This is a genomic window from Clostridium sp. UBA2485, assembly GCF_002341865.1.
In the GTDB taxonomy this organism is placed as follows: domain Bacteria; phylum Bacillota; class Clostridia; order Clostridiales; family Clostridiaceae; genus Clostridium_J.
The window spans coordinates 1-12053 of the sequence record NZ_DDOV01000072.1; the positions used below are offsets into that span (position 1 = coordinate 1).

General features: G+C 28.4%; 9 protein-coding genes and 1 pseudogene. 1 reads left to right on the forward strand and 9 read right to left on the reverse strand.

What is annotated here, in order from left to right:
* Nucleotides 1–17: 17 nt before the first annotated feature.
* The 7 genes and pseudogenes from B3603_RS14460 to B3603_RS14490 form a co-directional block, all read right to left on the reverse strand.
* A complete protein-coding gene (locus tag B3603_RS14460) occupies nucleotides 18–596 on the reverse strand; it encodes a TerD family protein (RefSeq protein WP_291566151.1) in 579 nt (192 codons plus the stop codon).
* 225 nt (nucleotides 597–821) lie between these two features.
* Nucleotides 822–3038 (reverse strand): ribonuclease R, encoded by a 2217-nt coding sequence (gene rnr, locus B3603_RS14465; protein ID WP_291566153.1) that lies wholly within the window; start codon nucleotides 3036–3038, stop codon nucleotides 822–824.
* Nucleotides 3039–4181: 1143 nt separating this feature from the next.
* Nucleotides 4182–4898 (reverse strand): pseudouridine synthase, encoded by a 717-nt coding sequence (locus tag B3603_RS14470; protein WP_291566155.1) that lies wholly within the window; start codon nucleotides 4896–4898, stop codon nucleotides 4182–4184.
* Between the two features lie 194 nt (nucleotides 4899–5092).
* Nucleotides 5093–6172 carry an RNA-guided endonuclease InsQ/TnpB family protein gene (locus B3603_RS14475; protein WP_414632388.1) on the reverse strand — a complete coding sequence of 360 codons (1080 nt, stop codon included), beginning with the start codon at nucleotides 6170–6172 and terminating at the stop codon, nucleotides 5093–5095.
* Nucleotides 6162–6272, reverse strand: a pseudogene (locus B3603_RS14480) (IS607 family transposase); the annotation flags it as partial. The pseudogene B3603_RS14480 and the gene B3603_RS14475, both read right to left, overlap by 11 nt.
* Before the next feature lie 433 nt (nucleotides 6273–6705).
* Entirely contained in the window at nucleotides 6706–7440 is a 735-nt protein-coding gene (locus B3603_RS14485) for a lytic transglycosylase domain-containing protein (RefSeq protein WP_291566159.1), read from the reverse strand.
* 25 nt (nucleotides 7441–7465) lie between these two features.
* Complete coding sequence (locus B3603_RS14490; RefSeq protein ID WP_291566161.1) at nucleotides 7466–9472, reverse strand: triple tyrosine motif-containing protein; 2007 nt, start codon at nucleotides 9470–9472, stop codon at nucleotides 7466–7468.
* A 366-nt stretch (nucleotides 9473–9838) separates the two neighbouring features.
* Here B3603_RS14490 and B3603_RS14495 point away from each other — a divergent pair, with 366 nt between their 5' ends.
* Nucleotides 9839–10015, forward strand: a complete 177-nt coding sequence (locus tag B3603_RS14495) for a hypothetical protein (protein ID WP_291566163.1) — start codon at nucleotides 9839–9841, stop codon at nucleotides 10013–10015.
* A gap of 160 nt (nucleotides 10016–10175) precedes the next feature.
* Here the strand turns inward: B3603_RS14495 and B3603_RS14500 are convergent, their stop codons facing one another.
* Together B3603_RS14500 and B3603_RS14505 are read right to left on the reverse strand one after the other, a co-directional pair.
* Nucleotides 10176–10646 (reverse strand): YaiI/YqxD family protein, encoded by a 471-nt coding sequence (locus tag B3603_RS14500; protein ID WP_291566165.1) that lies wholly within the window; start codon nucleotides 10644–10646, stop codon nucleotides 10176–10178.
* Nucleotides 10597–12006, reverse strand: coding sequence for a glucose-6-phosphate isomerase (locus tag B3603_RS14505; RefSeq protein WP_291566168.1), 1410 nt, complete (start codon nucleotides 12004–12006; stop codon nucleotides 10597–10599). The genes B3603_RS14500 and B3603_RS14505 overlap by 50 nt, the downstream gene beginning before the upstream one ends.
* Between the last annotated feature and the right edge of the window lie 47 nt (nucleotides 12007–12053).

Sequence of the window (12053 nt, forward strand, 5' to 3'; positions counted from 1 at the left end):
TATTTTTTGAAGATGCCTTATACATTTAATCCAAAGTTTCTGCATAGTGCTTCTAGTCCACCTTCAAAGCCACTTCCTATTGCATTAAATTTCCATTCTCCATTATTTCTATATATTTCTCCAACTATAACAGCTGTTTCAATACTAAAATCTTCTCCTAAATCATATCTGATTAACTCAATGTTATTATCAGCATTTACTACTCTTACAAAAGCATTGGATACTTGTCCAAAATTTTGACCTCTTGTTATTGGATCATAAATTGTTACAGTAAAATCAACTTTGCTTATGTTGGCTGGAATTTTAGATAAGTCAATTGTTATTTGCTCATCATCACCATCTCCATCACCTGTTAAGTTATCTCCTAAATGTGCTATTGAACCTGAGCTATGTTTTAAATTATTGAAAAACACAAAATCTTGTTCATTCTGTACTTTTCCATCTTCTCCAAGGGCAAATGCTGCCGCATCTAAATCAAACGAATTACCACCATCATATTTATTAGTGTCCCATCCAAGCCCAATTAATAAATTTTTTAGCCCTGGATTACCTTTTGTTAAATCAACTTTTTGTCCTTTTTTTAATGAAATACCCATAAAACCTACCTCCATTTCTTTCAAAACAAATTTTATATAAAAATGATCTAATTTTGTATAAAGTTAATATCGATATACTGTATATTATATTATGTTTTCCCTCATAATACAATTCTATGGAACAATGTTAAGGTTAAAAATACTTAAAAATACTTTATTTCTAAATATTTTTAAGTTTTCGACAAAATTACAAAAAAGTCATGGTTACCCATGACTTTTAGTTTTTTATTCTTCTATATCATCATTTTCTAATAATGAATATTCCTCTTTAAATTCATCAAGAGGTAATACAGGATAGTCACTTAAAGCTAGTTCTGTTTCTTCGCTCTCATCTTTAACTATCTCGAAATATACTTCATGAGCTTCTAGATCAACCTTAGAACACCTTACTTTAAGTTCATCACCTAATCTATATACTTTCTTAGTTCTTTCGCCTATTAGTAATATACGTTTTTCGTCATAGCTATAGTAGTCATCATCTAAAAAGCTTATATGAACTAATCCTTCTATGGTATTAGGCAATTCTACAAACATACCAAAGTTAGTAACTGAAGATATAATACCTTCGAATTCTTCTCCAATTCTTTCTGACATGTACTCAGCTTTCTTAAGATCGTCTACTTCTCTTTCTGCCTCTACTGCAATTTTTTCAGTATCGGAGGATTGTTTTGAAGCATCCTCAACTATTTTTCTAAGCTTTTTATCTCTTGAATCACTTAATCCACCATTTAAACTCTCTTTAATTATTCTATGAATCATAAGATCAGGATATCTTCTTATTGGAGAAGTAAAGTGACAATAGTATTTTGCCGCCAATCCAAAGTGCCCTAAACATTCTGGTGAATAACGAGCTTTCATCATTGAGCGAAGTAATAATCTACTTACTACCATTTCTTCTTTTTGGCCCTTTACTTTTTCTAAGACCTCTTGAAGCATACTTGGATGAACTTCTGAAGTATGTCTTATAAAGTATCCTAAGTTGTAGACAAATTCATTAAAATGCATTAATTTTTCTTCGTCTGGGTCTTCGTGAACTCTATATACAAAAGGCATGTTAAGCCAGAACATATGCTCAGCTACAGTTTCATTACAAACTAACATAAACTCTTCTATAATTCTATTTGAAACAGCTCTTTCATAAGGCCTAATATCAATAGGTTTTCCGTTCTTATCTAAGATAATTTTTGATTCTTCAAATTCAAAATCTATTGAGCCTCTTTTAAATCTTCTCTTATTTAAAATTTCAAAAAGCTTTTCCATATTTTTAAAGTCTTCATGAAGATATTCATATTTTTTTATAGTTTCTTCGTCTTTATCTCTTAAAATCTTAGTAACGTCTGTATAGGTCATCCTCTCATTAGTTTTGATGATACTTTCCATTATTTCATGATTTAAAACTTTACCATTAGAATCTATTTCCATAAAGCAGCTTAACGCTAATCTATCCACTTTAGGATTTAAACTACATACACCATTTGAAAGTTTTTTAGGAAGCATTGGTATAACTCTATCTATTAAGTAGACAGAAGTTCCTCTTTTAAAGGCTTCCTTATCTAATGGATTTCTTTCTTTAACGTAGTGAGATACGTCTGCAATATGAACTCCTAATTTGAAGTTTCCATTTGAAAGCATCTCTATAGAAACGGCATCATCTAAATCTTTTGCATCCTCTCCATCTATAGTCACCATCTTTACGTCTCTTAAATCACGTCTTCTTTCATATTCTCCTTTAGGTATTTCCTCAGATATATCAAGTGTAAACTTTTCAACATCTTCTGGGAAATCCTCAGGAAGGTTATGCTTTCTTATAATAGTTAAAATATCAATTCCTCTATCACCTTTATTACCTAATATCTCAATAATCTTACCTTCAGGATTTCTTCTGCTTTCTGGCCATCTAGTTATTTCAACTACAACAATTTGACCAGACTTTGCATCATTTCTACCACTCTTTGGAATAAATATATCCTGAGCTACTTTTTGATCATCAGGTACTACAAAACCGAAATTTTTACTATCCTCATATATTCCTACTAACTTTTTATTTTTTCTTTCAATTATTCTTATTATTTCCCCTTCACATTTTCGTCCTCTGTCTTCATCTTTTAAAATTTTTACTACTACTCTATCTCCATGCATTGCACCTTTAACATTGCTTGCAGGTATAAATATGTCTGGTCTTTCCTCATCTGCTATAACAAAACCAAATCCTCTTTGATGGCCTTGGAAAGTTCCTGAAACCATGCCCATTTTTTCTGGAATTCCATAAAATTCCGCTCTGTTTTTAATAATTTGTCCGTCTTTTTCCATATCATCTAACAACTTTTTAAAATCTTTAACATCTTTTTTACCAATGCTAAATACTTTAGCAAGTTCCTGAATATTCAGCGGTTTATATGCCTGTTCTGTCATAAAACTAATTAGAACTTCTCTAATACTCATTTTTTCCCTCCTTGATTAAAAGCTAAGTATAATGTATGAAACATTTTATATTATTCATATATCTAAAAATTGCATCTATCATATATTATTATTATCTTTTAAAAGCTATATTATTAATTTATATATTTTAATTATACACAGAAATCTATTTAATTATCGATAATAGTAAAATTTTATATAATTTGCTTATATGTAGATTAATTATTTTATAGTTTTATACTATTATCAATGTAACACTTAAAATTTTTCTAATTTATTAAGAAAATTATTTACTTTATCAATTGTAATTTTTTTGATATTTATGTGACTAAGGGGAACAATTTATATAGAATCATAAGCATAGTAATTTAAATTTATAATAATAATCCTTAATTCACAGTTTTCAATAAGAAATATATTCAAAATTTAAAATTATAAATTGTTAACTTTTTATAATTTCATAGTGGATTTAAAGATATATTACTATATATGTAAGGTATCTAAAAATAAAAAATCTTCTAGTACGACTCTGCTACTAGAAGATTTTTTATGACAAACTATGCATTACAACAAAATTCGACATGCAATAAATATGCGACAGCCCTTGGGGTTGGGCTGTCTGAAATAAATAAAAAGGGGGCTATATATCTCTTTATTTATTTTGCACCTTTATTATATTACTATTTCAATCCATATTCAAGTATATTTATAAAAAATTTTATAAAAAATACATATTTTTATTGGAAATTTCTTAATATATTAACAATCTTTTTAAATTTAGAGGTTTTTCATCATAAAAATGTATATTTTATTAATATTCTGTTAATTCGTAAGACATATTGTTACATAATCCTTATATAATACGAATTGACGATTGACAACTTAATTAAATTCACAATTCAAAATGCAAAATTCACAATTGTGGATATTTCTCAGCAAAAGCTGAGAAATTTAAAATTGATTTTCTTTAAAGTTACACAGTAACTTTTTATAATTGATTTCCTAAACGTAGCGGCGAACAGTGTTTGCCATAATATTTTTTATATTAATATTAAATTATGAAACATATATAAAAAAACCAGCAATTGTATTGCTAGTTTAAAATCAGTTAAAGAAATTAATTGTCAATTGTCAATTTTCCATTCTCAATTGTTTAAGTTTTTTCTACACATTTTTAAGCATTTCTATTTCTTCTTCAGTTAGCTCTCTATATGTGCCTTCTTCTAAATTTTCATCTATTTTTAGTGGACCAAAGCTTATTCTTCTTAAATAAACTACAGATTTACCTACTGCTTCAAACATTCTTTTAACTTGATGAAATTTTCCTTCTTGAATTGTAACTAAAACTTCTGAACCATGTTCACTAGCTTCAAGTATTTCTAATTTAGCAGGCATACACTGGTATCCATCATCTAATGTAATCCTATTTTCAAAAGCTTTAACATCTTCTTCTGTAACTGCTTTATCTATTTCTGCATAATACACTTTATCTACATTACTTTTAGGAGATATTAACTTATGATTTAACTCTCCATCATTGGTTATTAAAAGTAATCCTACTGTATCTTTGTCTAGCCTTCCTACAGGAAATGGCTTAAACACTTGATATTCTGGTTCCAAAATATCTATTACTGTTTCATCATAATTGTCAAAGGTAGCACTTACCACTCCATCAGGCTTATTCATCATTATATATATAAACTCTCTATAATTTAAAACTTCCCCTTTAACCTCAATAATATCAACTTCAGGGTTAATTTTTATAGCACTATCTTTAACTTCTTCACCATTAACTAAAACTTCTCCTTTTTTGCACAATGTCTTAACTTCTTTCCTACTTCCATGACCTAAATTTGCTAAAACTTTATCTAATCTTTCCATTATATTCTACTCCTACCTTTCAACCGCTAACTTAACACTGCTACTCAAAATATGGACAAATATACCCATATCGAGATTTTTACTACTTCAATGTGTATGATTTTGTTCTATAGAACTACTTTCATTTGATATAACACTCCATAGTCGTAAATTCCAAACTAGCCATCCGTACATATATATCTACAATAACTTATTTATGCTGTTTTGTAGATTTTAGCATCTCTTAAATTAAAACTTGCATTTACATCTCTATCCTCTTCATAGCCACATTTATGACATAATTTACTTGAAGGATAAAATCTATCTACAATTCTCAATTCAATACCCATCCAATTACACTTGTTAGTTAATTTAGTTCTAAACTCAAAAAACTTTTGCCCTGCAACTGCCTTAGATAAATGTTTATTTTTCATCATTCCTCTAACATTTAAATCCTCTATAGTTATGAAACTTGGATTTTGTTTCACTATATCAGATACTACTTTATTAATATAATCAGTTCTAACGTTAGATAGCCTTTGATGAAGTCTATGTACCTTAACTATTTGTTTTTGGATATTTTGTCTGGTAGCTTCCTCCTTTTTATTTTCATTTCTTAATTTTAAGTTTTCATATTTCCTTGAAAGCTTTCTTTGTTCACGTTTTAATTTCTTTTCTAGTTTTTTTACTATTACAGTTTTATTTATGTTTTTCTTAAAAGTTCTATTAGAAATAACTGCGAAGTCTGTTAATCCTAAATCAATGCCAATACCATGATTTGTGGAAATATTTAGGTTTACAATATCAGTTTCTACTAATACTGATACATAATATCTATCAGCATTCTTAGACACTGTTCCACTTTTAACTTTTGCACTTGTTGGTATATATCCATATTCTTTTAATCTTACATTCTTCAATGATGGTATCATTATTTTATGTCTGTATACTTTCCAATCCCCTTTATTGTTTTTAGGAAAATATAATTTAACATCTGATTTATTCTTCTTTTTAAACCTTGGAAATTTAGATTCACCTTTAAAAAATTTTTTATATGCAAGTTCAGCATCACATATAGCCTTTTTACGTGCCTTTGAACCACATTTATTAATCCATTGATATTCTTCCAATACTTTAATTTCATTGTTGATATATTTATCAAAATCATTAGCTGACATAAATGAATGTTTTTTATCCAATAAACCATCTTTAAATTGCTGATATAATTCTTTATTTTTACCAAGATAAAAATTATATAAATATCTGCATATTCCAATTGATTGATCAATTTTCATCTTTTGTTCCAACGTTGGTTTTATTTCCACTTTGTATGCTCTTAGCAATTTCTTCAGCCTCCGCTATCTTTTTCTTATACTTTCTTAAACCATATAGCCTAAACTAAAATATATTATCTATCCAAACGTTGCAATATTTTTACTAAAACTCCACGTAATTTAGAAAAGTTTTTTAGTCTATAATTAGTTATGTGTTTCATTAATACCACCTCTTGGGTATGTATTAACATATTTAAACACATTTATTCGTATTTTTATTAATTAAAGATTGCCTCCTTATTATATACATTTAAGCTGAAATAAAACAAGATATAAAAAGTGATAATTATAGATTATCACTTTTTAATGAAGAATGAAGAATTATGGATATTTCTCAGCAAAAGCTGAGAAATTTAAAAAAGAATGGCGAACACTGTTCGCCGCTACAAGAAATCTATTTAAAAAAATTATTTTGTTCAAAAATTATTTTAACCATAATTCTTCATCCTTCATACTTAATTCTCAATTCAAAAAATCACCCAAATGGGTGATTTTTAAGGGTTGTAATATTTTTTTATTTTCACAAGATAATTTTGAGTTTCTTCTGGCAATTTATTAAAATCAGCATGAGTTTTTACGCCTCTCCACTGCATGGTTCCTGGACCACAATTATAAGCTGCTAATGCCATTTCTAAATCTCCATTAAACATTTCTAGATAATCTTTTATATGTCTTGTACCTGCATCAATATTTTCTTCAATATTAAATGGATCATTAACTCCATAATGACTAACATTTTCAGGCATAAGTTGCATAAGCCCCATTGCCCCTGCCCATGATACAGTTTTAGGATTAAAGTCTGACTCAACCTTTATAATTGCTCTTATTAAACCTTCATTTACATTATGCTTTAATGAAGCTTGCTTAATTGCACTTTCAATCCTAATATCATCACTTACAGGTGTTGTAGGGGAAACATATCCATTACTAATTCCATGATAGCTAGCACTACTAGCACCTCTACTTGCGATTCCATCTAAATTATAGTTAGGTCTTAAAATTAAATCTGTAATATGAGTTAAGTCATTATTTCCCCCTAAAGCAGCTTGTCCACTAATTTTGCTTGCTTCATCCTTTTCTCTTAAGGCATTTAGAAGACTACTTAGAATCATATTAAAGCCTTCTCCACTACCTTCTCCTGAACCTTTAAACATACTTGCTGCTAGCATAATTGGCATCATGCTATTAATAGTATTATTTTCAGTGCTTCCCATGTTTTGTACCGTCAAAATTCTCACCTATCTTTCAAAACTTTTATGAGTTTACCTTAATCTCTAGTATATCGTAGTCTTCATATGCTATCTTCTTATGACTGCTTTTTGTTAATGCCAATAGTTTATAGAAGCCCTTTTTAAATGGTATAAAAGTATAATAACTTTTTTTACTATACTTTTGAATTAATCTCCAATCGCCTTTTTCCATAAGGTAAAATTCATATATTGTATCTTTTCCACCTTGAGAATTTACTGCAAAATTTACTGACTCATTACATTTAAATTCTTCTTTATCAATAGTTATTTTACAATTTGTAATTGGTGGTGCCTCTAATACATTGAAAATTAAACTTTTTTTACTATCGTATTCCACTGTACTTGAAATATTTTTACTCATAATATCTACAACATATCTACCTGCACATCTTGGAATAAATCTAAATTTTTTCTCTGATATAAAGTCAGATTTTTCAACCTCATGGCCATTTATTTTAATATTATATTTTATAAGGCTATCTTCTGTATTTTCCATTACTGCTTCTAATACTATGGAATCTCCTACTAAATAATATTCTTTGCTAGATGTTAGAAGATATTCTATCTTAGCTGGAATATATTCATAGCAATCAATATAAGTTACAGAATGAACATCATATTCTCTTTTAGATCGTTTATCCTTAACCATAATCTCAAGTTCATACTGTCCTACTTCTTCTGGAGAAAAGTCAACCCAATTATGATCTCCATATTCTATTTTATCGACTATTCTATCATTTTTCTTAACTATAAAACTATATTTTAATTCTGTTCCACCAGTAGCAATAACTTTAACATTTATAGGTTCTTTAATTAAAAGCTGTCTTTTCTTATCAAATAAGATTTCAGCTATCTCTACCTTTTCTACAAAGTCTTCCTCAATAGTAAAATTCATTTCTTCTTTAAGTTCATAATCCCCATCAAAAGATTTATCTTTAATATAAACTTCAACAATATATTCTCCACATTTTGTAGGCTTCCAAAGATAGCTGTTTGCATTATTATATTTAGTAGTTTGACTTTCATTGCCATCTATGACAAACCTATATAATAATTCTCTACCACCTGACGCTACTGCCTTTAGTGTTATAGCAGTATCTATAACTTGAGGAGAACTTAAGTCACTAGTAAAACTAAGAAGTTTAATAGTATTATAAGGAGCAATTTTATAATGAATAATAGCTCTATCATCAAATTCTTTAGGCGAATACATATCTTTAGCCAAGCATAAAAGTTTATAATCTCCTTTTTTATTCTCACTAAAACTAACTAGCCTTTTAGTAGAATAATCTTGAATACAAGTTGCTTCTCCATATTCATTTATTTTAACAAATTTATATAATATAACTCTGCTTTCATCAAAATTAGCTTCCACTTCAAAAATAAGTTCACTATCGACTAAAAGCTCTGTAGATATACATTTCAAATTGGTTATTTCTAATGAAGAAATCGGTAAAATCTCAAATCTTATAGACTTAAAGTCATCAAATAAATTTTTTGACTGTATATTTTTGCATTCTACTAAAAATTCCATTTCTCCTTGTTGCTTTGGAGTATAACTTAGATTATTTTGAGCAGAATAATCCGTTAAAAGAGTCCAACGAGAGTTTTCTTTAACCCAGTATCTATACATTATAGATGGCGAAATTCCCTCTACAGTTAAGTTAATCTTTTCTCCAATTTTAACTTCATCTTTATCTAAATATATGGATTTTATTAAATTTTCCTCACACTTGCCAATTATGTAATCGATTTTAGACATAAAATCGAAAGGTTTCTTACTTCCTTCTCTTTTGGCTTGTACCATTATTATATATTTCCCATCATCCTTAGGTTGCCATTTAACACAACTATCAATTTGAAAATCTTTAATAGTCTCCCAAGTTCCATCATTTCCAATTAGAAATTTATATAATAAATTTTGTTCTATTTCATTTTCAATACTAATAGTTATTTCCGTACCCTTTTCTTGAGGACTTTGCATGTTTGTAATAATATTCATTTCATTCATTTATTACCCATTCCTCCCCAGTTCATAATTCTCAAAACATTTATGCCAACAAATAAATAGCTCATAGTATGATAATTTTATATACTATTATGCAATTAGAACCTGCTCTCAACCGCACTATTAATGGAATTTTTCTTCTTATCAAACCAAAATATTCATTCCATATTCAACTAATTATTTTAATTCATATACCCTATTTCATTATACTATAGTTCCAAAATATAGAAAAGAATAAATTATCAATCAAATTCCAATAATAAGGTAAATCATCTTTGTTTGATCAACATTGCGAATATTTATCAATGATAATCAATTAATAACTAAAAAACTTTATTATACATTGTAATTAAGAAAGGAGCTGTAAAAATGCCTAAAGATAAAAAAGATTTATATGACCCAACCTATACATATAAAAAGTCGGATGTAGATATACAAAACTTTAAAGATTCTTATCCAGTAATAGAACGTACAAATAATGGACTAATCTTTCCTGAAGGAATAAAACCAGATATGGATACAAAGCAATTGAAAATTGACGATTGACAATGGACGATTGCGGTAACTTCTCCTTTATAGGAGAAGTTTTTAATTTATTTCTCTTTTAACTTACAGAATAACTTCTCATAAAAAAACTAGCAATTGTATTGCTAGTAAAAAATCATTAAAGAAATTAATTCTCAAGAATTAATTTCATCCTTAATTTTCAATTGTCCATCGTCAATTCTCCATTGACTAAGTTATCATATTCTTTTACTAACTTTAATAAGTTCTTATAAAGTCTTTCATCATCTTCATCTTTACGTTTTTTAGGATTTGAAGTTTTGCCTCCACCTCTTCTTACTTTTGATGAAATGTGGCGTTCAAAAAGAAGCTTATCGATATTTTCGTCATTGTATATATATCCTTTTGGATTTATAGCATAGGCTCCTTTACCTAATACCATAGCTGCAACTCCATAATCCTGAGTTACTATTATATCTTTTTCCTTTGTATCATTAGCTATCTTCATATCCACACTTTGAAATCCACTATCCATATATTTAACCTCTCCATAGCTTGGAGATATTACATGATTTAAATCACAGTAAAATATTAGTTCTTTATTAAAATCTTCAGCTACTTCCTCAATTATATGTTTCGCTGGACATGCATCTGCGTCTACTAAAATTTTCATAACTTATTTCCTCTAATCTTTTATTTAGTTCTTCTTTTCTTTTTTCATATCCTGGTTTTTCAAGTAGGGCAAACATATTTTTCTTATAATCTTCAACACCTTCTTGATTGAACGGATTTATTCCTAAAAGATATCCACTTATGGCACAAGCCTTTTCAAAAAAGTATATCATATAGCCTAAATAATAAGGTGATAATTCTTTTATACTTATTCTTATATTTGGTACTCCCCCTTCATTGTGAGCAAGCTCAGTACCTTCCATAGCTCTTTTATTTACATAATCTATAGTCTTACCACATAAAAAGTTTAATTCATCTACATTTTTATCATCTTCAAACATCATAAGTTCTCTTTTAGGAGTCTCTATATTTATTGTGGTCTCAAAAAAAATTCTAAGACCATCTTGAATATATTGTCCCATTGAATGAAGATCTGTAGAAAAATTTACACTAGAAGGGAAAATTCCTCTATGTTCCTTTCCATGACTTTCTGCAAATAATTGTTTCCACCATTCATTAAAATACATAAGGCAAGGTTCATAGTTAGCAATAATTTCTATTGTTTTTGCCTTCATATATAATAAGTGTCTTGCGGCTGCATATCTATAACAATCATTTTTTTTAATATCCATTATTTTATACTCTTCTCTTGCGTCTTCTGCGCCTTTTAAAAGCATTTTAACGTCTATACCTGCTACCTTTATCGGAAGTAATCCTACTGAGGTAAGAACTGAATATCTTCCTCCAATATCATCTGGAATAGTAAAACTTTCATAGCCTTCATCTTCACAAAGTTTTCTCAGTGCACCAGTTTTTTTATCTGTAGTTATAAAAATCCTTTCTTTTGCTCCTTCTTTTCCATATCTTTCTTCTAGTACTCGTTTAAAAAATCTAAAAGCAATAGCTGGCTCAGTAGTGGTACCTGATTTAGATATAACATTTATTGAAAAATCTACATCCTCTACCATCTCCAATATCTCTGATAAATAGGTAGAGCTTATATTATTTCCAGCAAAATAAATTTTAGGACCTTTTCTTTTTTCTCTAGGTAGACTATCATAAAAGCTATGCTTTAAAGCTTCTATCACAGCCCTAGCTCCTAGATAAGAGCCTCCTATGCCAATTATTATAAAGGCGTCAGAATTACTATTTATTTTTTCTGCTATTGTTTCAATTCTATCTATTTCATCTTTATCATAATTTATGGGTAAATCTAACCACCCTAAAGCATCATTTCCTAAGCCTGTTTTACTCTCTAACATTTCATGAGCCTCTTCTACCATAGGAGAAAAATTTATTATTTCATCCTCAGTTAAATATGGTAAGCATTTTGATAGATCTAAGCATAATTCATTGCCCATTAAAAAATACCTCCGTATAAAATAATAAATGCTAAAATTTAACTTAG

What these genes read in the sequence shown, in the direction of transcription:
- B3603_RS14460 (WP_291566151.1), bottom strand. Translation starts at nt 596, where the DNA reads ATGGGTATTTCATTAAAAAAAGGACAAAAAGTTGATTTAACAAAAGGT.
- rnr (WP_291566153.1), bottom strand. Translation starts at nt 3,038, where the DNA reads ATGAGTATTAGAGAAGTTCTAATTAGTTTTATGACAGAACAGGCATAT.
- B3603_RS14470 (WP_291566155.1), bottom strand. Translation starts at nt 4,898, where the DNA reads ATGGAAAGATTAGATAAAGTTTTAGCAAATTTAGGTCATGGAAGTAGG.
- B3603_RS14475 (WP_414632388.1), bottom strand. Translation starts at nt 6,172, where the DNA reads ATGAAAATTGATCAATCAATTGGAATATGCAGATATTTATATAATTTT.
- B3603_RS14490 (WP_291566161.1), bottom strand. Translation starts at nt 9,472, where the DNA reads ATGAATGAAATGAATATTATTACAAACATGCAAAGTCCTCAAGAAAAG.
- B3603_RS14495 (WP_291566163.1), top strand. Translation starts at nt 9,839, where the DNA reads ATGCCTAAAGATAAAAAAGATTTATATGACCCAACCTATACATATAAA.
- B3603_RS14500 (WP_291566165.1), bottom strand. Translation starts at nt 10,646, where the DNA reads ATGAAAATTTTAGTAGACGCAGATGCATGTCCAGCGAAACATATAATT.
- B3603_RS14505 (WP_291566168.1), bottom strand. Translation starts at nt 12,006, where the DNA reads ATGGGCAATGAATTATGCTTAGATCTATCAAAATGCTTACCATATTTA.